16 protein-coding genes are annotated in these 22551 nt (G+C 62.2%); 1 reads left to right on the plus strand and 15 read right to left on the minus strand.

The window, feature by feature from the left end; translation table 11 throughout:
• Window position 1: 1 nt before the first annotated feature.
• The 10 genes from hpt to DMP11_RS02820 form a co-directional block, all read right to left on the minus strand.
• The gene (gene hpt / locus DMP11_RS02775) at window positions 2-553 is read right to left on the minus strand and encodes a hypoxanthine phosphoribosyltransferase (protein ID WP_123184976.1); all 552 of its coding nucleotides are present in this window, start codon (window positions 551-553) and stop codon (window positions 2-4) included.
• Window positions 554-801: 248 nt separating this feature from the next.
• Window positions 802-1557: a Maf family protein gene (locus DMP11_RS02780; RefSeq protein ID WP_123184977.1), complete on the minus strand. Its 756-nt coding sequence runs from the start codon at window positions 1555-1557 to the stop codon at window positions 802-804.
• 205 nt (window positions 1558-1762) lie between these two features.
• A complete protein-coding gene (gene tilS / locus DMP11_RS02785; RefSeq protein ID WP_214647089.1) occupies window positions 1763-2884 on the minus strand; it encodes a tRNA lysidine(34) synthetase TilS in 1122 nt (373 codons plus the stop codon).
• A gap of 822 nt (window positions 2885-3706) precedes the next feature.
• A complete protein-coding gene (gene asnB, locus DMP11_RS02790) occupies window positions 3707-5599 on the minus strand; it encodes an asparagine synthase (glutamine-hydrolyzing) (RefSeq protein WP_123184978.1) in 1893 nt (630 codons plus the stop codon).
• Between the two features lie 24 nt (window positions 5600-5623).
• Window positions 5624-6340: a cysteate racemase gene (gene cuyB / locus DMP11_RS02795; protein WP_123184979.1), complete on the minus strand. Its 717-nt coding sequence runs from the start codon at window positions 6338-6340 to the stop codon at window positions 5624-5626.
• The gene (locus tag DMP11_RS02800; protein WP_123184980.1) at window positions 6337-7749 is read right to left on the minus strand and encodes a carboxylate--amine ligase; all 1413 of its coding nucleotides are present in this window, start codon (window positions 7747-7749) and stop codon (window positions 6337-6339) included. Before DMP11_RS02800 ends, cuyB begins: the two co-directional genes overlap by 4 nt.
• A 239-nt stretch (window positions 7750-7988) precedes the next feature.
• Window positions 7989-10184 carry an FtsX-like permease family protein gene (locus DMP11_RS02805; RefSeq protein ID WP_123184981.1) on the minus strand — a complete coding sequence of 732 codons (2196 nt, stop codon included), beginning with the start codon at window positions 10182-10184 and terminating at the stop codon, window positions 7989-7991.
• Window positions 10174-10989 (minus strand): ABC transporter ATP-binding protein, encoded by an 816-nt coding sequence (locus DMP11_RS02810; RefSeq protein ID WP_123184982.1) that lies wholly within the window; start codon window positions 10987-10989, stop codon window positions 10174-10176. Before DMP11_RS02810 ends, DMP11_RS02805 begins: the two co-directional genes overlap by 11 nt.
• A gap of 239 nt (window positions 10990-11228) precedes the next feature.
• Entirely contained in the window at window positions 11229-12245 is a 1017-nt protein-coding gene (locus tag DMP11_RS02815) for a sensor histidine kinase (protein WP_123184983.1), read from the minus strand.
• 9 nt (window positions 12246-12254) lie between these two features.
• A complete protein-coding gene (locus DMP11_RS02820) occupies window positions 12255-12920 on the minus strand; it encodes a response regulator transcription factor (protein WP_123184984.1) in 666 nt (221 codons plus the stop codon).
• Between the two features lie 195 nt (window positions 12921-13115).
• Between DMP11_RS02820 and rlmD the strand changes: the two genes are divergently transcribed.
• Window positions 13116-14600, plus strand: coding sequence for a 23S rRNA (uracil(1939)-C(5))-methyltransferase RlmD (gene rlmD, locus DMP11_RS02825; RefSeq protein ID WP_214647090.1), 1485 nt, complete (start codon window positions 13116-13118; stop codon window positions 14598-14600).
• 249 nt (window positions 14601-14849) lie between these two features.
• Here rlmD and DMP11_RS10495 read toward each other — a convergent pair whose 3' ends face one another.
• The 5 genes from DMP11_RS10495 to DMP11_RS02855 form a co-directional block, all read right to left on the minus strand.
• On the minus strand, window positions 14850-18443 hold the full coding sequence (locus tag DMP11_RS10495; RefSeq protein WP_235869373.1) for an ATP-binding cassette domain-containing protein: 3594 nt from the start codon (window positions 18441-18443) through the stop codon (window positions 14850-14852).
• Between the two features lie 147 nt (window positions 18444-18590).
• Window positions 18591-19106, minus strand: a complete 516-nt coding sequence (locus DMP11_RS02840) for a ferritin (protein ID WP_123184986.1) — start codon at window positions 19104-19106, stop codon at window positions 18591-18593.
• Window positions 19107-19227: 121 nt separating this feature from the next.
• A complete protein-coding gene (locus tag DMP11_RS02845; RefSeq protein ID WP_123184987.1) occupies window positions 19228-20325 on the minus strand; it encodes a hypothetical protein in 1098 nt (365 codons plus the stop codon).
• Between the two features lie 222 nt (window positions 20326-20547).
• Window positions 20548-20919: a phage holin family protein gene (locus tag DMP11_RS02850; RefSeq protein WP_123184988.1), complete on the minus strand. Its 372-nt coding sequence runs from the start codon at window positions 20917-20919 to the stop codon at window positions 20548-20550.
• A 208-nt stretch (window positions 20920-21127) separates the two neighbouring features.
• Entirely contained in the window at window positions 21128-22312 is a 1185-nt protein-coding gene (locus tag DMP11_RS02855) for a pyridoxal phosphate-dependent aminotransferase (protein ID WP_123184989.1), read from the minus strand.
• Between the last annotated feature and the right edge of the window lie 239 nt (window positions 22313-22551).

Here is a 22551-nt window from a genome sequence, read left to right on the forward strand (position 1 = left end):
CTTAGCTGTAGATTTCCGGCTTCAGAACACCGATGCAGGAAACATTGCGGTAGCGCTCGGCGTAATCCAGCCCGTAGCCCACGATGAACTCGTTGGGGCACTCGAAACCAATGTAGCGGCAGTTCACGTCCGCCTGGTTGGGGGTGTCCTTCCGCAGCAGCGTGCACACCTCGATGGAGGCGGGCTTGCGGGCTTTCAGGCTTTTGATGAGGAACTTCAGCGTGAGGCCGGAATCCAGAATGTCCTCGGCGATAATCACGTGCTTGCCCTCGATGGACGAGGAGAGGTCCTTCAGGATGCGCACCACGCCCGAGCTTTTGGTGCCGTTGCCGTAGGAGGAAACGGCCATGTAGTCCATCTCCAGCGGTAACTTAATCTGGCGGGCCAGGTCGCCCATGAAGATGGCGGCGCCGCGCAGCACGCAAATGAGCACGATGCCCTCGTCCGCTTTATCGGCGTAGTCTTTGGTGATGGCCTCGCCCAACGCCGCAACGCGCTCGGCGATTTCCATTTCCGAGAACAGCTCGTAGGCCAAGTCGTCTTCTAGGTTCATCTGCGTATCCTTTCGCGGGGTTTCGGCCACGCGCAAAAGCCCCAATTCGTCCCCAATTCTAAGCAAAGCGGCCACACCCAATTCCCGAAGGAAAAACTAGTAACTCATCCGTAGCCAAAATGCCCGTGTTCCTGCTTATGGTTCATCACCATTCTAGGGGTTTTGCCCGCAAAACCCCGCAGCCGGCTTGCGGCTTCATGAAAAATTGAGAGATGCGAAAATGCGAAGGCCCGCACGCAGCGCAGCGGCTACTTCGCCTGCAGAAGGTCGGGGAATTGCTCCACCAGTTTTTTGGCGGGCAGGCCGATCACGGTGTCCATGGCCCCTTGCACTCTGCTCACCAGGTGGCGGCCCTCCCCCTGGATGGCGTAGGCGCCCGCTTTGTCGAAGGATTCGCCTTTGCGCAGGTAGTCGGCTATTTCATCGTCGGTGAGCGACTTGAAGGTTACCAACGATTCATCGGCGAAGGTGCGAAAGCCCATGGACAGCTTCTCGGCATCGGGGGCGGAGATGAGCCACAACGACACCGCCGTGATCACGCTGTGGGTGGCGCCGGAGAGCTGCCGCAGCATGTGCTTGCCGTCGGAGAGGTTGGCCGGTTTGCCGAAAATCTGGCCGTCCTTCACCACCATGGTGTCGGCGCCGATGACGGCGAACATCCCCACGGGGTTTTCCGCCAGCAGCTCTTGCACCACCGCACCCGCTTTGCGCTCCGCCAGCTTTTTGCAGGCCTCGGCCGGGTCGGCCAGCTGGTCGGGCTCCAGCGTTTCGTCCACTGGCACCTGCGGCAGGCGCACCACGTGCTTCACCCCCGCCTCGCTCAGCAGCCGATGGCGCCGCGGGCTTCCGCTGGCCAGCACCACCGTAAGGGGCAAGGGAGCCGGCTCGGTTTCGGGGGTCTCCACGCCTTCGGCCGCAGCGGCCCCTTCGGCAGCGGCAGCCTCCCCCGCCCCCGGGGCGCCTTCGGCCGCAGCGGCCTCGTTCTCAAAAGTTTCTTCGCTCATGGAAAACCCTTCGCTCGTGTTTTTGATCGCCCCTATTTAACCACGGGTTACGCCTTCCCCAACCCTTCCCGCGCCAAGCGAGCCACCTGGTCCCCCGTTTGCCACAGGCTTCCCCCGCTTGCCATACCCGGGCACTTCGGCGCATCCGTCAAGAGGACCATTGCGAATATACGGTTGTCTCCTTCCCTTTTGACGAGGACAACGCCTAGCCCCGCTTGCGACGGGCGCGAAAGACGGCCATGGGTTCGAGACGCACGCCCTTCTTGTTAGCGCTCACGGCAATGTTGCCCTGGATGTTGTCCACGTATCCGCTGATAGGGGCGCCATCGAGGCCAAACGCCGCCAGAACGGCGTCGATGGAGGCCGACTGCACGCGGGCTTCGGCCGGCAGCATTTCCCGCAGCAGCTGGTAGAGCACCCGCTTCTGCAACGGACGCGGCTCTTCCCCGAAGGCGGGCTTTAACAGGAAGGCTCGCTCTTGCACCGGCACCCCCACGGCGGCGGCAACCGCGGCGGGCGGCTCCTCCCCCAGTGGCTCCACGCAGCGCTCGGCAATCTTGCGAGCCATAGCTTCCAGCATGTCGTCTTCATCGGCTATCTGGTTCATGGTGCGCACCATCACCTCGCCCAACCGGGGGTTCCACTCCCGCGCTGCCGGCACCATCTTATGGCGCACATAAGCGCGGAAGCGGTCGGTATGGGCGTTGGTGGCGTCCTCGCGCCACAGGGCCCCCGCCTCATCGCGCGCCACCGGCTGGCCGGTGCGGGCCCTCTCTTCCAGGTAACCGCGCAGCTGTTGGCGCGAAAGGTCCAGAAGCGGCCGCGCCACCAGCCCATTGCGGTAGCGCATCGAGCGAAACCCGCCGGGGCCGGTGCCCACGATGGAGCGCATGTAGAAGTTCTCAATGCGGTCGTCGGCCGTATGGGCCGTGAGGATGCGCCCCTCGGAAACGGGAACGGCCAGGCGGCGGCAGAAACTGGCCAGCGCTTCCTGTGCGGCAGCGTAACGCTCGCGGCGCGCCACCGCCTCCTGGTTGCCGTGGCCCTCGGCCGCTAGCTGGGGCACGTCGATATCGCAGCGGAAAAACGGAAAGCCCAGCAGCTCGGCAAGAGCTTCCGCAAACTGCGCATCGCCGTCGGCCTCGGCGCCGCGCATATGGTGGTGAACGTGCAAGAGCGCACACGGCCCCAACGCCCCCGCATCGGCCAGGGTTGCCGCGATGTAAGCGAGCGCCGTGGAGTCGGACCCGCCGGACACCATCAGCAGCACCGGAGTATCCAGCCCCGTCAGGCGCCAGGAGGTCATCGTATCGATCACCCTGCTCACAAGCGGCGCGTTCAAAGAAGCTCCCGCACCGCACGAAGGGCCGCCTGAAGCAGCGTCCGCGGCGCACGAAGCGTCCGGAGCAGCGCCCGTGCCAGGGTACCGGCACTGCTCGACCCCCTCTTGCCCGTTCTCTTCGCAGCGCAATGGGTTGTTCATGTCCCACACCCCTTCCTTGTTGGCCCAAGCCGTACAAAACCGTCAGTTTTGTGCACAAAGGTGCACTCTGTGCGCAAAATCGACGGTTTTGTACGGAACAAGCTGCTCCAAAAGCGAAATACAGTGCTTTTGCGACGGTTTTTCGCGAAATGAATCATGACTTTTATCGCTTTCCGATACTTAGCCATCGAATTGAGCTCGTTGTCCGTACAAAACCGTCATTTTCATGCAGCGCCGACGCTTCCATGCACAAAACTGACGGTTTTGTACGCGAAGCGCTGAGGCTCTGTCGCGCTCCCCGCCCTGAAAGGTGCGCGGCTGCGGGAAATGAGCGCGCGGCACACAGAGCAGGCGCGGGTCCTTTACCGAAGCGCCTGCTCTGTGCGCCGCGCAGCTCCACGGAAGTGCCCGTTCGGACGCCGCGCTTCCCGCCTCAACGCTCAGCCGGCGCCGCTCCCGACCGCAAGTCCGCGTCGCCCCAGCCGCCACCGCGCCCCCAGGGCCGCATCGTCCCAGCCAGAACGTCGTTCCAGGCACCGCAGCCGCCGCGCCCCCAAGGCCGCAAGGCCGGCGCGCCGCTCCCGACCGCAAGGCCGGCGCGCCGCTCCCGACCGCAAGGCCGCCGCGTCGTCCCAGGCACCCCAGGCACCCCAGTCGCCGCACCGCTTAGGCGGCGAGGTCGCTGTCGCCGAAGAACTGCTCGTACCACACCACGAAGCTGTAAATGGACCAGATTTTCTTCATGTTGGATTTCTCGCCGGACACGTGCTGGTCGAGCAGACGCCCCAGCTGCGCAGTATCGAAGAACTGCTCCGCCACCGGGCCGGTGATCTTCTCCCGCACCATGGTGGTATAGGGCTCTTCCCGCATCCACTGGGCCAGCGGCGTGATAAAGCCGATCTTGGGCATCTTCGCCGTCACCGGCGGCAGGGTTTCCGCAGCAGCCGAGCGAAGGGCGCATTTGGTTTCGGTTTTGGACACGCGATCGGCGGTGGGCAGGGTGCGGGAGAGGGCAAACACCTCTTTGTCCAGGAAGGGCACCCGCAGCTCCAGCGAGGCAGCCATGGACATCTTGTCCGCCTTCAGCAGGATGTCCTGCTGCATCCAGGTGAGGATGTCCACCGTCTGCATGGCGGTCACCTCATCAATTTGCCCCTGCCCCGGATAGTGGGCCTTCACCTCGGTAAACAGCGGCGCCTCCGCTTCCCATGGCGCACCGCAGGCTTCCGCCTCGGCCGCCACGTCCGGCTTCAGCAGCGCCAGCGCCTCCGGGTACGTGTAGTTGTACTCCAGCCGCCGGTAGCGCTCCTCCAGCGGATGCGCGCCGCGCATGAGGAATCGGCGCCCGTGAGTGCCCTCCGGCAACAGGCTGGCCAAAGCGCCGGCCGCTTTGCGCAGCGGCGCCGGCACGCTCATGTAGGGGTGGTAGTCCAGCCCCTCCTGATACAGCGGGTAACCGCCGAACAGCTCGTCGGCCCCTTCGCCGGAAAGCACCACTTTCACCTGCTCGGCGGCGAAATGCGCCAAATGATACAGCGGCACGGCAGAAGGGTTCGGCAGAGGGTCGTCCATGTGGTACTGCACCGCCGGCACTGAGGCGAAGAAGGTTTCCGCATCAATGCCGCGGCTGTAGTTTTCAAGCCCCATGGCATCGGCAAAGGTCTTCGCGGCCTCCAGTTCGGAGTACTTCTGCTCGCCGTAACCGATGGAGAAGGTTTTGGCCTTCATAATATGGGAGGTTTCGTTGGCCACCAGGCTGGAGTCTACGCCGGCGGAAAGGAAGCAGCCCACCTCCACATCGGCGATGGCGTGGGCGTTCACCGACTCTTGCAAAGCCGCGGCAATCTGGCCCGCCTCTTCGGCGCGGGTGCGCCCCTCCTGCGGGCAGAAGCTGGGCTCCCACCACTTCACCACTTCGCAGGCACCCCCCTGCCACGACAGCCAGTGGCCGGCCGGCACCTTGCGCACCCCCTCGAACATGGTCTCGTCATCGGGCAGGTACTCAATGCACAGGTAATGGCCCAACCGCTTGCGGTTCAGCGCCTTCTTGAAATGAGGGTGGCGCAGCAGCGCCTTGGTTTCGGAGGCGAACAGCAGCACATCGCCATCGGCGAAGTAGTACAGCGGCTTGATGCCGAAGTTGTCGCGGGCCATGAACAGGCGCCCGGTTTCGCGGTTGTACAGCACGAAGGCGAACATGCCGCGCAGGCGGCCAAGCAGCCCTTCGCCCCACTCCTCGAAACCGTGCAGGATCACTTCGCCGTCGCCATGGGTTTTGAACACGTGGCCCGCCTCGATGAGCTGGGCCCGCAGCTCTTGGAAGTTGTAGATTTCGCCGTTGAAGCACAGCACCAGCTGGTCGTCTTCGTTGTACAGCGGCTGGCTGGCGCCCTCAAGGTCGATGATGGACAGGCGGCGGAAACCCAGCGAAACCCGCTCGTCGTTGAAGAAGCCCTCCGAATCGGGGCCGCGGTGGGCAATGGCGTCGGCCATGGCCTTCACCACCGCCGCGTGGTCGAAATCGGTTCCGGCGTCGTAGAAGCCCACAAAACCGCACATAGAATAAACCTCCTGGTAAGTTTGTTAGAAAACGCGGGGTTTCACTGGCGCCCCGGCCGCCTCGATGGTGCGCACCACCAGCACATCCAGCGGGTCCACCACCGGCACCCCCGAAGCGCGGCGGTTCTCGCCGAAAGCGGCGGAAAGCTCGGTGCAGCCCAGTATCAGCGCATCGCAGCCCTCCTCCATCATCAGGGCCGAAAGCGGCCCCAGTTCCTCGGGCGCCACCGGGCGGCCCGCCTTCACCGCATCGTAGATGATGCGATCCACCTCCGCCTGGCCTTCGGGCCCCGGATAGCGCACGTCCACACCGTGCGGACGCCCCGCCTGCCCGAACATGTTGGTGGCCACGGTGCCTTCGGTGGCCAGCACCCCCACCCGGTTGAACCTGCGGGCGCGGCAATGGGCCATCGTCTCCTCAATCATGTGGATGAGGGGGATGTCCACCGCCGCCTGCACCTCGGCGAACAGGCAGTGGGCGGTATTGCAGGGCATCACCAGAAAGTCGCAGCCGCAGCGCTGCAGAAGCCGCGCATCTTCCACCAGGTAGGGCAGCGGCGACACATCGCTTTTGCCCAAGATGAAGTCGGTGCGATCGGGGGTGGCGGTGTCGTTGTGCACGATGGCCCGCACGTGATCTTGGTCGCGCTCCGCGTCGGTAAAGTCCACCAGCCGCTTCAAGAAGTAAGCAGTGGCAGCAGGGCCGGTGCCCCCTAAAACGCCCGCGAGCTTGGTGGTCATCGATGCTCGCCGCCTTCCGGCGCATCGGCCTCTGGCGGCGGCACCGTCACGTAGCCCTTAGGGGACGCGGCGACATCGGCTGCGGCCGCGGCGCCGTCAGCGCCCTCCCCCGCCTGCGCCTCCTTGTGCGCCTCTTCGGCCCGGTAGAACTCCCGCAGGCTCTTCTTCTGCTTCTGCTCGAAGTAGTAGGGGTACAGCTTGCGCACCAGCCGCTTTTCCGCCGGATAGTTGATGGGGTTCTTCGCGTGCCCCTCCGCGAACAGCTGCTGCACCTCGGCCCGCAGCGCCGGGTCTTGCACGTGCTCCACCAGCACCGACTTCGGCAGCACCGTGTACAGGCTCTTGCGGCCACGGGCCACTTGCACCTCATCGGGGAATTCGCGGCCTTCCACCAAATCTTCCACAATCCAGCGCACCGTGTTGTCACCGGCGGCAGTCACGTAGTAGTTGCTGCGCCCCAACCGCGTGTTCACCTCGAAAAACACGAACTTGCCAGTTTCGGGGTTCACCTTGATGTCGTAGTTGGCAAATCCCGTGTAGCCCACGTGCTCGGTAAGGCGCCGGGCGCACTCAACCGCCTCGTCGCACTCGCGGCTGATGATGGCCATGGGGTTGCCGATGGCCTGGGGGCGCGGGTCTTCCAGCACCGTTTGACCGAAGCTGGCGAAGCGCATTTTGCCGGTGCGGTCGTTGTAGGTGGTGAGGATGCGCATGTTGGTGTCGTCACCGGGGATGAACTCTTGCAGCAGGAACTTCCCCTTGTAGCTGCTGGCGCACAGGTTGTCCAGCATCTCCTTCAGCTGCGCCGGCGTGTCGAAGAAGAACACCTTTTTCTTGCCAGGGAACTGGGCGTAGTGGTACTCGGCCGACGACGCCGGCTTGGCCACCACCGGAAAGGTGAGGCCGAAGGTTTCCGGACCCACCGGCGCTTGGGTGTCGAACACGGCCGTTTTCGGATACGGGACGCCGCATTCCTCGCAAATCTCGTAGAAGGAGTCTTTCAGCACCAGCCGGTTAAGCAGCTCCTCGGAGATGTAGGGCAAGATGTAGCCGGCCGCTTCCAGCTCGGCACGATGCTCCACTAAAAGGCGCACGTACCAGTCGCCGCAGGCCAGTACCATAAGAGTTTCGCCCTCTTTCTCGGCCGCCACATCTTTGAGGGTTTGCATCAGCACATCCACATTGTCCAGCTGAGGGTTCACGCGATTCTCCAGAATGGAGCTGTCGTGGCACAGGTGGCTGTTAGCCTGGCTGAGCACCAGCGGCTTCACGCCATAGGCCTCGTGAAACGTGCGGGCCAGGCTGTAGGCGCCGATGTCGCCGCCCAAGATGACAGGGGAAACGATGGCGCCGCTGGCTTTCGGCTGCGGCGCGCCGGTTTGGGAAGCCTCGGGGCAGGCCTCGGTCATGGAGAACACCTCGCGTTGTTCGGGCGCGGGCACCAGGGTAGCGGCGTTCGCGCAAGGGACGTAACGTAACGCCTGATTGTAGCATTCCCGCGCTCCAACGCCCGGCGCTTTCCCCCTGCGTCACGGCGATTCCACGAGAGGCCGCGCCATAGCAGCGCGCCCCCGCCTTAAGGAGGGGAAGGCGGGGGCGCTGGGCTGCGCGCGCGGCGCATCGGGCAAAGCAAGTGGCAGGCCGGCTTTTACGGTTGCCGCAACACCCCTTTCACCATGTTTCGACTGGTGAAGTACGTGATGACGAAATAACCGCCGTAAATGACCAGCAAAAACGCCGCCGCCATCGCGATGGGCCCGGTCATGGGCACGTTGGCCAAACGGAACAGCGTTTCCTCCATCGCGCTGATGGCACAGGCGCAATGACACAGCGCCAACAGCAACGGGGTGGCGAAGTAGATGAGAATCTGGACGAAGAGCGAACCGAACACCTGGCGATTGTCGCAACCCAAACGATACAAGGTGCGGTAGCGCCCTGTGGAGTCGGCCACGTTGGACAGCTGTTGGATGGCCAAGATGGCGGCAGTGGATACCAGGAACACAAAACCGATGTAGAGCGCCAGGTAGGTAATCATCATGCGCAGCCCCTGGGACTGGGCAATCATGCCCTCACGGGTGGTCATGCTGGTCACCGGCCACAACCGGCCAGCCCAGCTACTGTCGTCGCCGCGGCTGAACCCTTCCTCGGAAGCCGGCTGCACCGCAGCGATAATCTGCTCAAGCGCCAGACGGTTCTCCTCGTCGGTGCGGCCATTGTCGGCATAGTCGATGTTCAAGTAGCACGTTGTGGGTATGACGTTGGCATCGAAGGCTGCCTGAATCACCTCATCGGGCACCACCAGCACAAACCCTGAGGAGAGCATTGTGTTGTCCTCCATCTGCACCGCAATCGGCTCGGAGGCGCAGGCTAATTCTTGTCCGCCCAGAGTAAGAACCGGGGCTTCGTCCACGTAGATGTCCACCAGCTTTTGAATGGAATCCATGTTGTTGTTCACCACGTACTGCCCCGGCTCAAGCACCACAGGCGGCTTGCCCTGAAGCGCCAAGGCGTCATTGAGCTGGGAAATGGATACCATGAGCATTCCGCTGTCCTCAACGCCGGACACCATTTCCAAGTCCTCTTCGGTGGCCTTACCGCTTTGCTTCAGCACGTCGACCATCGCCGCATAGGAGCAATCGGGACTGGTCATGTAGTCAATTTGGGCCCAACCCCCCACAGTGGAGTCCCACAGGTCCCCTGCACCGGCCTGCAGCACCTGGGCCATGCTCCACTGGGCCGCTTCTGCCTGGGCCAGGCGCTCCGGCGCTTCCGCCTCCATCTCAGCACGGCGGGTGAGCGGGTTGTCAGTGGCGCTGGCCCCGCTATCGCTGGTCCACACCGCCGCCCGCAGCGTTGCGCTGTAGGGATTGCCCCCATCGACTTGCCGGGTGAACACGTCCGCAAGCCCCATGCCGCAAGAAAAGCACGTGATGGAAAAGAACAGCAGCACGCAGATGACCCACAGCGAGAGAAACGCCGTGTTCACCCGGCTGGCCACCTGCCTGAGCGTGAAGGGCCGCAGCTTCTTCAAATAGAAGGGCTGGCAACGGGATACCAGATTGATGACAAGGCCCGCCAGCGACCAGAAGAACAGCAGACTGCCCAGCAGCATGCCGACAGTGGCCTGGAGGAAGGCCGGGTCGTCCAGCATCACCAAGCCATTTTCCTGCAGCCTCACATAGGCAAACGTCAGAATGCCCAACGCCACCACGAACACTGCCCCGCACAGCCACGGGTTGCGCACCGACATCTTCTCATTGCGCAAATCGGCCTGCAAAAGGTTGACCAGCGAAAACCGGCTGACGGAAAAGGTGTTGAACATCGCCACCACTATGAAAATCACGGCGAAGCAGGCGATGGTGCCCGCAAATGCGGACTGGGAGAACACGAACTGGTAATTGGCCAAAACCATATCGAACAGCGATGCCGTCACAAACGACAGCCCCTGGGACAGGACGACACCGGCCACAATGCCTACTACCAGCGCAAACAACCCCACCATGACCGTTTCCACCAGCACGATGGCCGAAACGCTGACCGGTTTCATACCCAAAAGCAGATAGATGCCAAATTCTTGCTTGCGGCGCCGCACCAAAAACCGGTTGGCGTACAGCACCAGAAAGCCCAGCACGCCGGCAATGACCACCGAGAACATATTGAGCAAGTCGGCCGTGGTGCGGAATTGGGCAGCGGTGGCAGTAGATTTCAAATCGAAAAGCACCTGTTGGCTGCCAATGGAATTGAAGGCGTAAAACACGGCCACACCGAACAGCAGCGTGGCGAAATAAATGGCGTAGTCGCGCGCCGAGCGGCGGACGTTGCGCCATGCCAGCTTACAGATCATGACCCACCTCTCCCGAAAGGAACGTGGTCACTTCCATGATGCGGGCGAAGAACTCCTCGCGGGAAGAATCGCCGCGACGCAGCTCGTTGAACAGCTCGCCATCGCGCAGAAACAGCACGCGGTCGGTAAACGAGGCGGCGAAAGAATCGTGGGTGACCATGATAATGGTGGCCCCTAAATCGCGGTTCATCAGCTCCATGATTTCCAGCATCACCGCCGAGGCGCGGGAATCGAGGGCGCCAGTGGGCTCGTCAGCCAAAATCAGCTTCGGATCACCCACCATGGCGCGGGCGGCCGCCACCCGCTGCTTTTGGCCGCCGGACATTTGGTAGGGGTACTTGTCCAGCACGCCGTCCACCCCCAGGGTGCGGGCCATGCTGCGCACGCGCTCGGGAATCTGACGCCCCGGAGCCCCCTTGATGGTGAGGGCCAGCGCGATGTTCTCGAAACCGGTGAGAGTGTCGAGAAGGTTGAAGTCCTGGAAAATGAAACCCAGCTCTTCGCGACGGAACTTCGCCAAATCGCCCCGCGAGAAAGAGGTGATGTCACGGCCTCCCACCACAATGCTGCCGGATGTGACGCGATCGATGGTGGAAATGCAGTTCAACAGCGTGGTTTTGCCAGAGCCGGAGGGTCCCATGATGGCCATGAACTCACCGGTCTGCACATTGAACGTAACGCCATTGAGGGCATTGGTGAGGTTATCGCGGTTGCCGAACGTCTTCTTGACCGCCATCACCTGAAGGGCATCGCGGTTGCTGTTCGCCGCATGGGCCGCGGAAGCGCGGGCGAAAACTTCGGTCATGGCTTAACCCTCCACTTTGATGGTCTTCGGCAGCTGAGTCGTGGCCAGGGCCACCAACGCCCCGGCAATCGCCACCACGGTTACGACACGGATTATTGTATGCATGGGGATTCCCTTTCTGCTCGAACCCTAAGTCCAACAGTGAAAATCCTACGGCTTGCCGCTTACGGCAGCCATCGAAGGGGCTTACTGTTCACTTACGGCTCTGTAAGGATTGGGCGCCCCGGGCGCTCCAGCGCTCAAGAATGGGGGAAGTCCAGCAAAAAACGAGTGCCGACACCCTCCTCGCTGGCCACTTGTACCCCGATTCCCATGCGCTCGGCCATCATGGCTATCAGGTAGAGCCCCATGCCGGTGGCGCCACCGCGGCTGCGGCCATTGCCCCCGGTGAACCCGCGCTCGAACACCCGTGGCACGTCTTGGGCGGGAATGCCCCAGCCGTCGTCTCGCACTTCCAGGCGAGTGTGTCCCCGCGGTGTGCCCGGCTCCACCTCCTTCGATGAGAGCACCACGGTTTTGGCGCCGTACTGGGCGGCGTTGGTGAGCAGCTGCCCCAAAATGAACAGCAACCACGGCTCATCGGATTGCACCACCACGTCGCCGTCCACCTTCACCTGGGGCGCCACCCCTTGCTCGATGAGCAGCCGGGCGTTGCGCTTCACCGCTTCGCGGCACACGGCGGCCAACGGCAGCGAACGTATCACGTAGTCATTGGTAAGCGAGGTGGAACGGGCGTAGTACAAAGCTTGGTCCACCTGCCCCTGCAGCCGATCCAGCTGTCGGGCGATTTCCAACTTGTCGGCTCCTTGCAACCGCTGCGCAATCAGCTGCGCCGCCGCTAGAGGCATTTTAGTCTCATGCACCCACAGCTCTATATAGCTGCGATAGTCCTGCGACTGCCGTTGTACCTGGGAAATCTGGGCGATGGCCTGCGATTCCATCCGCTCCAACAGCTGAAAGGCGATACGGCCCTCAGGAAATTCCGGCTCACGAACCCAGGCGGACAACTGCGAGGGACCTTGCATGTTGCGACAGGCATCCAGCAACTGACGGTAGAAAGCGCGCTGCCGCAGGTAGTCCGCCCCGTACCCCATTGCAAGCAAAAAGCCCGCAAGCCCGGCCAGCATCATGCGGCCATCGTCGCTCACTCCCAAAAACCCCGCCGAAAACCACAACAGCACCAGCGCCACCAGCGCACATGCCACCGAAGCCCAGCGGCTTCTCAAAAATATGGCCAGCGTGTACTTTTCTTCCAACGCACGCTCCTACAAGTAGTAGCCCACACCGCGGCGAGTCTTGATAAAGTCCTCAGACGCGCCTATCTGCGCCAAAGTGCGCCGCAATCGAGTGACGTTCACCGTAAGGGTGTTGTCATCGATAAAGGCATCCGATTCCCAAAGATCGCACATGATTTCCTGCCGCGTGAACACCCTCTTCGGCTGGCTCATCAGCAGCTGAAGGATGCGCTGCTCGTTGCGGGTGAGCTCGGCGCTGTTCTGCCCCACCGTTACCGTGCCGCGAGCCACATCCAGCACCACGCCACCATGGGCCATGCGCTCACCAGCCCCGGAAGCGCCCCCGCGCAGCTGCACCGCCACCCGGGCCAACAGGGCGGCAGGCCGATAAGGCTTGGTCACGTAATCGTTGGCCCCCAGCCCCAGCGCCAGCACCTCATCGAATTCGCTTTCCGAAGAGGTGACCACGATAATGGGCACGCTGGACTGTTCGCGAATGCTGCGGCAGATGCCATGGCCATCGGCACCGGGCAAGTTGAGGTCCAACAGCACGCAATCGGCGTTGGCCGCCAGAGCCCCTTGGGCCGCCAGGGGGAAGTTGTCACATACCAGTGCCTCATAGCCCTGCAGCCGCAGCAGCCTCTGCAGCTCACGGGCCAGCGCCTCATCGTCCTCTACGATGTAAACCATGCTCATGGCCGCCGATCCCCTTCCATCCGCACACCCTAGAACCGATGGGGCCATTTTAGCGGAAGCCACCAGTAGCGGGGCCTTCGCCGCACCCCGAAACCCCCACCCTTACACACATGAAAGGAATACGTCGCCGCAGCGCCCTCCCGATTCTTTACCATCAATGATGGTAAAATCCTAGTGTTGAAAACGGAGGCGCCCATGACTGAACCGAAGCGTCGGCCCCACGGCCGCCGCGGCACAAGCGGAAACCAATCCCGCGGCAATAACGGCAAGCGGGAAAACCCCAAGCAGGCGCAACTCCCCCGCTCCAAAGGCAAAACCGGCAAACAGCCGCGGAGGTGCCCTTATTCAGACCGATGTGGCGGGTGCTCCGCCATCGAGGTGGACTACAGCCGGCAGCTGGCTCGCAAGCAACACGAGATGGAGCAACTGTACGCGCTAATGGCGCTCGAGGTGCCGGTGGAGCCTATTTTGGGGATGGCCTGCCCGTACCACTATCGCGATAAGGTAATTTCCCCCTATGCGCCAGGACGCAAATCGAAAGACGAGACGCAGGGCCACGGGCAACGCGGTGGAAAAAGCACTGCCGACCAGCAGGGCAATCGCAAACGCACCGGCAAAGAGGGCAGCGCCGGCGGGGGACGCCGCGAAATTCTCACCGGCATGTACGAGAAAGGCACCCATCGGCTGATTCCCGCCGAAAAGTGCCTCGTGGAAAACGAAACCGCAAAACAAGTGACCCTGGCCATCCGCGACATCATGGCCCGCTGGGATATGACTCCCTACAACGAGGACACCGGCACCGGATTCGTGCGCCACGCGGTAGTGCGGGTGGGGCACGAAAGCGGCGAGGTGCTGGTGACGGTGGTCACCAATGACGAGGCCTTCCCCGCGTCGAAGGCGTTTTGCCGCGAGCTGAAGCGGCGCGTGCCCGCCGTCACCACCGTGGTGCAGAACATCAACAGCCGCCAAACCAACGTCATCTTGGGGGAAAGGGAGCGGGTGCTGTACGGCCCCGGCTTCATCCTGGACACCCTGTGCGGCCTCTCCTTCCGCATTTCATCGCAATCGTTTTACCAGGTGAATTCCACCCAAACCGAGGTGCTGTACAACACCGCCATGGCCATGGCGCAGCTAGGGCCGCGCACGTGGGCCATCGATGCCTATTGCGGCACCGGCACCATCGCCCTGGTGGCGGCCAACCGCGGCGCCCAGCGCGTGGTGGGGGTGGACAGCGTGGAGAGTGCCATCGCCGATGCGCGCCAGAACGCCCGTCACAACGGCATAGAGAACGCCCAGTTCATAGCTGCTGACGCCACCGCCTTCATGGAAGAGTTGGCAGAGACCGTGACAGGGGACGGAGATAATGTCATAACTCCCGCCGAACATGTCGTGGCACAGGGAGATGGGGGAATCATGACATTATCCCCGTCCCCCGTCACGGCTGACGAGCTGGTGATTTTCATGGATCCGCCCCGCGCGGGCTCTACCCCGCAGTTCATCCGCGCCGCGTGCAGCCTGCACCCTGCACGCGTGGTTTACATTTCCTGCAACCCCAAAACCCAGGTGCGCGACCTGGAACAATTCGCCAAACAGGGCTACCGCGCCACCCGCATCCAACCGGTGGACATGTTCCCCCACACCCCCCACACCGAATGCATAGCGCTGCTGGAACCGAGGTAGCCGCCCTTCCCCCCCCCGCTTCAGAAACGCTTAGGCAGAGATAGAATCTCTGCCCTACGAATTCGACCTGCGATGGCCTCTTGGCTGGGCCGACCCGGCGGGCCGGAGCGAGGTCCGGCCAAGCGGAGTAGAGGGGAAATCCACTCGCCCGCCAGGGCGAGTTAGTTCCCCTCGTACGGAGCGTCGAACGCAGGCCTGTCGGGTCGACCCACCCTCCAGAAACGAAAAGGGGCTGGGTGATTCGGAAGCTTATTCGCTGCGGAGGGCCTCTACGGGATCTTTGCGGCTGGCGCTGGATGCGGGCATGAGGCCCGCCACCGTGGTGAGGAACACGCTGATGAGCACCAGCGCCACCGCCGCCTGCCACGGCAGCTGCGCCACATTGGGCACCCCGTTCACCGCGTACACGATGGCGTTGGCGGGGATGCACACCAGCGCCGTCACCCCCACGCCCAAAAGGCCCGCCACCAGGCCCTCGATAATCGTTTCGGCGTTGAACACCCGCGACACGTCGCCCTTCGAGGCGCCGATTGACCGCAGGATGCCGATCTCTTTCTTTCGCTCCAACACCGAGATATAGGTAATGACCCCGATCATGATGGACGACACCACCAGCGATATGGCCACAAACGCAATCAGCACGTAACTAATCATGTTCACGATAGTGGTTACCGAGCTCATGAGAGTACCCACCAGGTCGGTGTAGGTTATTTCCTTGTCCTCCTCCCCGGCATCAGCCCTCTGCTGGTTATAGCCGTCCAGGATTTCGATTACCTTCTCCTTCGATTCGAAGTCTTTGGGATAAATATCGATGGCAGAAGGCTTGGCGAAGTCGGCATAGCCCAATTTGCCCAGATTGTTGTCGTAAGAAGCCTCTTCCACCCGCATCATGGACATGAAAAGCTCGGTCAGCTCTTCTTGATTCATATTGAATTGGAAGGCATCGGCAAAGGCGTCCTCGTCTACCGAAAAGGCATCCCCCATGTTGTCCATCATGCCGCTCATGGCGTCCTCCACCGCTGCCTGGGTTTGCTGGGCCAGAACGTCGGCCACCTGCTTCATATAGGTGGTCATGGTGGACTGCACCTGCTGCTGAATCTGGGGCACCAGCTGCTCCGATATCATCTTCGACATCTGCTGGGACACTTGCGTGGCAATGGCCTGGGTCAGCACCGGCACCATTTGGGTGGAGATGGCTTCGGCCAGCTTCGGCGCCAGCTGGGCGGCCACCGCTTGGGTAATTTGCGGCACCAGCACCTGCGAGATGGTCTCCCCCAGCTTCGAGGCGTCAATCACCTGCGGCATATACTGGGCCGCGATGGCCTGGGCCTCGGGGGTGGTCATGTAGAATTGCATCATCTGGGAATAGTTGCCCGCTCCGTCCGGATAGGCCTCCAGGTAGGCCTTCTGGAACTCCGGGTCGGTTATCTTCTGGAAGAACCCGTCCGCCAGCGCCGCCGACATCTCGGTCACCGCCTGCGGGTTCACCGTTACCGCATCGGAAAGGTCCTCGGGGTTCACCTGAATGCCGGAAAGGTCCAAATCCGACATATCGATCTTCGACAGGTCGACCGATGAAAGATCCAGCTTCGACAAATCTAGCCCCGAGAAATCCATGTCCGACATGTCCATGCCGGAGAGATCGAAATTGCCGAAGTCCATGTTGTCCATGGGCGGCAGCGCCGAGGAGAGGTCCATGTTGGCCAGGCTGCCCATGTCCATGGAAAGCTTGGAGGTATCGAAGGTGAAGGCCTTCTCCAGCGCTTCGTTGTCGATAGTGAACAGGGAGTCCATGGCGAAATCATCGCCGGCGTCCTCTTGCTCATCGAAGGGGCGGCCATTGAACACGTCGATTTTCGGGTCGGCCAGCTGATCTTTCACAATGGTGGTGCCTTCGGCGTATTCCACCAGGTGAGTAATCAAATCGGGGGAATAGTACAGTCCGCTGGAAAGCGCTGTCACCTTGGCGTCGGGGTTGGGGCGCACAATGCCGGCGATCACCAGCTCTTCCCCTTTTTCCACTAGCTGCGCCATGAAGGCGTCATCGTCGGACTTGTCCACCCACACTTTGTACTCACTGTCGTAGCGATAGAAATCGGCCGGGTTGACCACCCGCAGCTTCACGCCCATGATTTGCTCATAGGTGACCTCGGTTTCGCCTTCGGGCACCACCACTTCCTCTTCGTTGGCAAATTGGCGGATCATCGCCTCCAGCTGGCTATAGTCCTTAAGCCCCAGCAGGTAGAGCAAATAGTCGGAGCTGCGCCCATGGCCGGAAAGCACCAGCACCACTTCGTTATAAGCCTGGGGCCAATGACCCGCCACCACATCATATTGCGGCTCCACAATGGAGGCATCTCCGAGAAGCTGGCCGAATTGGTTGGTGGACATGGACATCGACATAAGGGAATTGGTGCTGGCTGTGCTGCTGATACCCAGCGGCGCCATGGAAATATCGGGGTTCACCTGGCGATAGCCAAGATTCTTTTGGGACTTTGCCTCATTGTCGTCGGCGGCATCCCCGTTGACCTCGTCAGCGCGCTTGGCGCCATCGGCAACGTTTCCGCCGGACGCTTCGCTCTCGCTGCTCTCTTCGCTCTCATCGGCCGTTGGCTCCTCCCCCGCCGTTGCCGCCAACGCCGTCTCATCGGTCACCAGGAAAATGCGCGGGGTCACGTCGTAGGTGTAGTCGATGGTCTGCACGTACTGGTTTATATCCGACTCTCCCGAGTCAAAGTATTCCTTCAGCGCCGCCAGGTCATTGGCGCCAATGGACGAGAACATGCGAGTTATGATGGGCATCTCCCGCACCTTGCCGTCTTCGCCGCTTTGCGCCTCCTGGCCATCGGCGCCGTCGCCCTCTTCGTCCCCCAGCCCCATGCTGCCCATCATCATGGAGGTCATATCAAGGCCGGTGGACATGATTTGCAGCGGGTACAGGGAAAGCGTGTCCTCCTCCACCGACTTGATGTAGGCGTTCACGCCGTTGGCCAGGGCCAAAATGGCGGCGATGCCGATGATGCCGATAGAGCCGGCGAACGCGGTCATGATGGTGCGGCCCTTTTTGGTCATGAGGTTGTTGAAGGAAAGGGAGAGCGCCGTGAGGAAGCCCATGGAGGTACGCCTTGGCGGCTTCGCCTGGCGGGCGGCTTCGGCGGCGGTGGGCGCGTAGGGGTCGGAGTCGTCCAAGATCACGCCGTCGGCCAGGTTCACGATGCGGGTGGAATACTGGTCGGCCAGCTCGGGGTTGTGGGTAACCATGATCACCAGGCGATCGTTGGCGATCTCAGTCAGCAGATCCATAATCTGGATGGAAGTGGCGGAATCCAGCGCGCCGGTGGGTTCGTCCGCCAGCAGGATTTCCGGGTCGTTCACCAGGGCGCGGGCGATGGCCACCCGCTGCATCTGGCCGCCGGATAGCTGGCTGGGCTTCTTGTGCAGATGGTCCCCCAGCCCTACGCGGGTAAGCTCGGAGGTGGCGCGGCGGCGACGCTCTTCGCGGGACACCCCCGAAAGGGTGAGTGCCAGCTCCACGTTGGCCAGAATGGTCTGGTGCGGGATGAGGTTGTAGCTTTGGAACACGAAGCCGATGCGGTTGTTGCGGTAGGCGTCCCAGTCGCGGTCTTTGTACTGCTTGGTGGAGATGCCGTCGATGATGAGGTTGCCGGAATCGTAATGGTCCAAGCCGCCGATGATGTTCAGCAGCGTGGTTTTGCCCGAGCCGGAAGGCCCCAGGATGGACACGAACTCGTTGTCGCGGAAGGTTAGCGACACGTCGTTCAGCGCCACCTGCACAAAATCGCCGGTCTTGTAGGATTTGCGAATGTTCTCCAGTCTCAGCATTGCTCTGCCCCGGTTTCCTTGCGCGCGTGCTGCATTTTCTCAAGGGGCTATTCTAGCCCTCCGGCTGCCGCAAATACGCAAGAAGCCCCCGAATGGGGGCTTCTCCATAGAGGCAGAATGTTGTGCCGTTCGAGGAGGCGCCAAATGTTATTTGGCGGCCAGCGGAGAGGGCACCGAGTAGGCGCGGGCGGCGTACTCGGTGTCCAGGGCGTAGAGGCCCTTCGGATCGCCGCCGAACAGCTTCATTTTGGTAATCATGTCCTCGGCGTTGTCTTCCTCTTCCAACTGCTCGGTGATGAACCACTGCAGGAAGGTTTGGCAGCGGAAGTCCTTGGCCTCCAGCGCCGCCTCGTAGATGCCGTTGATCAGCGCGGTCACGTACTGCTCGTGCTCAAGGGCAATCTCCAGCGGGCCCATGAAGCTGTCCAGCACCTTGTCCGGCTTGGCGATGGCGTCAAGCACCACCTTCTCGCCGTTCTCGTGCAGGTAGTTGCGGAAGATCAGCGCGTGGTCGCGCTCTTCCTGGGCCTGGATCATGTAGTAGTTGGCGTAGCCCTTCAGGCCCTCTTCCTCGTAATAGTCCGCGATGTCCATGTAGAGGTAGGCAGAGTAGAGTTCTTTGTTGATCTGTTGGTTGATGAGGTCACGTACGCGCGCGTCCATTGCGTGCTCCTTCCAGTAGAAAATCTTAGCCTGTCCATGATAACCCTTCCGGCAGGCTGCGGGACGCAAAAAAGGGCCGTCTCCATCGGTTGAAGACGGCCCGGAGAATCGCCTTTCGGCGCTACAGCTGCTCGGGGGAATCCTGCTGCTTGGTAACGGCTTCGTCGGCCTTCAGCTCTTCCGCTTCCCCTTGGGCCTCCATAGCGGCAGGGGCAGTGGTTTCCACGGCGTACTCCGCCTCGGCCACTACGCTCTCGCCTGCGGGCGCGGCCTCGACCACCGTCTCGGGAGCCGTCACGGCCTCAGCGCCGGCAACCGGGGCGGCCGCTTTCAGCTCTTCCGCTTCCCCTTGGGCCTCCATCACGGCAGGGGCGGTGGGGTCGGTCTCGAACGAGGCGGCTTCCGCAGCATTGGCGGCCTTGGTCACCGCTTCGGCGTTGTCCTGGTAGAAGTCGGCGGCAGCCTGGCCCTCTTCGGCAATATGAGCGTTTTCAGCGGTGGCAGCCGCAGTGCTGGCCTTGGTTTCGGCGGTTTCGATCACCGCAGCGGCGTCTTCTTCGTAGGTGACAGCAGCGGCAGTGGCCTCTTCGGAGATGGCCTGATTCTCGGCCACCGCGGGGCCGGCCGCCTGGCTTACCGGCGCGGCAGCAGCAGCGGCAACGGCGCTGGCGGCTACCGGCTGCACGGTATCGCCATAAGAGGCGACATAGGCGCTATTCGCAGGCGCCGGCGTAGCGGGCGCCGCAGGGGCGGCAGCAGCGCCGCCTTCCAGTGCCTTGCGGTCCATCTCGGCGAACACGGCGATGATGATGAGCAGGGTCATAGTGATGAAGCTGCCGGCCAGAAGCGAGCAAATGGCCGCCACCAGCGCCCAGATGAACACAGTGCGCAGGTTGTGGGCCGTGGCGTCCTTCAGGCGCAGTGCCACAATGCCGGCAATCAGCGCCACGACGGCGCAGGCCAGCTTCCAGAAGAACAGGGCGTTGGTGATGCCGGTGCCCAGCATGATGCCAGCAACATCGGAGTAAGAGCCACTGGACATCATGCCGTGGTGGCCGTAGCCGTACCCATAGTCAACTGCCGAGCAGGCGTTCTGGATATAGCTGCCCAAAGCAGCCATGCCTATCATCCCAACCAGACAGCCCAAAAGCGTAAGAGCCGCCAACACAATAGTGGCGATGCCGAGGTACTTGATGGCTTTCGCATGCGTGGTTTGCATAGAAACCCCTTTCCTGTGTATTTAAACGCATTCCTTCAATATAGGCTCCGCGCTGCGATAGCGCAAAAGAGCCCTCGCATTTTTTACTCCGATTACCTGAACGTTAACTGACTGACGCTGCTCGTCAGGAGGGCTCGGGGCGCGAGCGGGCTCCAGGGGCTCCGAACCCAAACGACCGGCCAACCCTTCCGCAACGGACGGCCAAGGGCGGCGAAGCAGCTTCTAAGCATCGGCCCCCACAATGGAGTTCACGATGGCGCTCACGATGGAGATGACGATGGAAGCCACAAAGGCGCTGCCGAACGATTCGATGAGGAACCCGGCCCCGAACAGCCCGTTAGCCAGCCAAGCGGCAATGTAGAGCAGAAGCGTGTTCACGATGAGGTAGAAAATGCCCAGAGTAAGCACCGTCACCGGCAGCGAGAGAATTTGCAAGATGGGCTTGATGGAGAGATTCACCAGCGACAAGATGAGGGCGAAAACCGCAATGCCAGCCCACGCCGCGCCGCCGCCGATGAAGGTGAATCCCGGCACCAGCCACACCGCAGCGGCCACGGCCACGGCAGTCACAATCCAACGAATGATGAAGCTCATTGCCTCCCCTTTCAGTACGGGTTTCTTGTTCGGCACTATCTTAAAAAAGCGCGCCGCGCCGCGCCGGCACTGGCAAACGGTCGTTACGAAAGCGCTCCTTCGCTGAAAATGGTTGGCACGAACAGTCGCCGCGCCTTGGCCGACCGCCAAGCGCACTCGCCAGCCAGACCAGTCGGTCGGCCAGTCAGCCGGAGTTGGTCGGCCGATACTACTCCTGCTCGTAGCTTTCCTTGAGAGCCTTGAAGGCAGGCATGGCACCCTTGATGGTGTCGGCGGAAACGCAGTAGCTGATGCGCACCCAGCCTTCGCAGCCAAAGCTGTTGGAGGGCACCAGCAAAAGCTCGAAGCCCTTGGCCCGTTCGGAGAACGCCTGGGCATCGGGCTCAAGCGCGCGCACCCACAGGTAGAAAGCGCCGTCCGGCTGCACGAACTCGTAGCCGAGCTGCGCCAGCCCCTCGGTGAGCAGGCGGCGGTTTTCGGCATAGGCGGCCACGTCGGAAGGCACGTCCACCACCCGCGCGATGGCCTTCTGCAAAAGCACCGGCGCGCACACGTAACCCAGCGCCCGGCCAGCGCCCGCCACCGCCACCGCCACATCGCGGGCATCGGGCATGGCGTCCGATACATATATATAGCCGATGCGCTCGCCCGGCAGCGACAGCGCCTTCGAGTAGGAATAGCACACCAGCGTGCGCGGGTAGATGGCGGGCACGTAGGGCACCTCGGCGCCGTAGGTGATTTCGCGGTAGGGCTCGTCGCTGATGAGGTAGATGGGGCGGCCCAGCCGCTCTTCCGCCTCTCGCAGCACAGTCGCCAACGCCTCAAGGTTTTCGCGGGTGTACACCGCGCCCACCGGGTTGTTGGGGGAGTTCACGATGACGGCAGAGGTTTTGGGGGTGATAGCGGCGGCCACCGCCTCCGTGTCTATTTGGAAGCTGGGCACCTGCGCCGGCACTTCCACGATGGTGCAGCCGGCCGCTTCAATCCAGGTTTTATATTCGGGGAAGTAAGGGCTTATCACCAGCACTTCGTCACCGGGATGGGTGAGGGCGGCGATGCTGATGGCCAAACCAGCGGCGGCACCGGCAGTGAGGTACAGCTGGCCGGGGGTGGCCGTTACGCCGAACTTGCGACTGATGGCGTCAGCAATTACCTGCTTAACCTGCGGATCGCCCGCTGCCGGCGAATAGCCGTGCAGGGTCACCGGGTCTTCCTCCATCAAAGCCAGAATTGCTTCTTTCACCGCAGCCGGCGCCGGCACGCTAGGGTTGCCGATGGAGAAGTCGAACACCTTATCGTCGCCAATTTCCGCCTTGCGCTTCAGGCCGTAAGCGAACAGCTCGCGAATGGCACTGGGTTCGTCGCCCAGCGCGTACATGGCCTCATTGATCATAGTTGCCTCCCGGGGGCCGGTTGCAGAAAACCGTTTCAGGTTAGCACAACGCGCGCTTCGACACGCTGTGGCCGGGCCTCACCTCCAGGAACATTTAGGCAGAGATAGAATCTCTGCCCTACGAATTCGACCTGGATTAGCATTGTGGCTGGGCCGACCCGACGGGTCGGAGCGAGGTCCGGCCAAGCGGAGTAGAGGGGAACTAACTCGCGCGCAAGCGCGAGTTAGTTCCCCTCGTA

The organism is Parvibacter caecicola (assembly GCF_003725335.1).
Classification (GTDB): domain Bacteria; phylum Actinomycetota; class Coriobacteriia; order Coriobacteriales; family Eggerthellaceae; genus Parvibacter; species Parvibacter caecicola.

Coding starts and splice junctions, on each gene's coding strand:
- hpt (WP_123184976.1), bottom strand. CDS start 553: ATGAACCTAGAAGACGACTTGGCCTACGAGCTGTTCTCGGAAATGGAA.
- DMP11_RS02780 (WP_123184977.1), bottom strand. CDS start 1,557: ATGAGCGAAGAAACTTTTGAGAACGAGGCCGCTGCGGCCGAAGGCGCC.
- asnB (WP_123184978.1), bottom strand. CDS start 5,599: ATGTGCGGTTTTGTGGGCTTCTACGACGCCGGAACCGATTTCGACCAC.
- cuyB (WP_123184979.1), bottom strand. CDS start 6,340: ATGACCACCAAGCTCGCGGGCGTTTTAGGGGGCACCGGCCCTGCTGCC.
- DMP11_RS02800 (WP_123184980.1), bottom strand. CDS start 7,749: ATGACCGAGGCCTGCCCCGAGGCTTCCCAAACCGGCGCGCCGCAGCCG.
- DMP11_RS02805 (WP_123184981.1), bottom strand. CDS start 10,184: ATGATCTGTAAGCTGGCATGGCGCAACGTCCGCCGCTCGGCGCGCGAC.
- DMP11_RS02810 (WP_123184982.1), bottom strand. CDS start 10,989: ATGACCGAAGTTTTCGCCCGCGCTTCCGCGGCCCATGCGGCGAACAGC.
- DMP11_RS02820 (WP_123184984.1), bottom strand. CDS start 12,920: ATGAGCATGGTTTACATCGTAGAGGACGATGAGGCGCTGGCCCGTGAG.
- rlmD (WP_214647090.1), top strand. CDS start 13,116: ATGACTGAACCGAAGCGTCGGCCCCACGGCCGCCGCGGCACAAGCGGA.
- DMP11_RS10495 (WP_235869373.1), bottom strand. CDS start 18,443: ATGCTGAGACTGGAGAACATTCGCAAATCCTACAAGACCGGCGATTTT.
- DMP11_RS02840 (WP_123184986.1), bottom strand. CDS start 19,106: ATGGACGCGCGCGTACGTGACCTCATCAACCAACAGATCAACAAAGAA.
- DMP11_RS02845 (WP_123184987.1), bottom strand. CDS start 20,325: ATGCAAACCACGCATGCGAAAGCCATCAAGTACCTCGGCATCGCCACT.
- DMP11_RS02850 (WP_123184988.1), bottom strand. CDS start 20,919: ATGAGCTTCATCATTCGTTGGATTGTGACTGCCGTGGCCGTGGCCGCT.
- DMP11_RS02855 (WP_123184989.1), bottom strand. CDS start 22,312: ATGATCAATGAGGCCATGTACGCGCTGGGCGACGAACCCAGTGCCATT.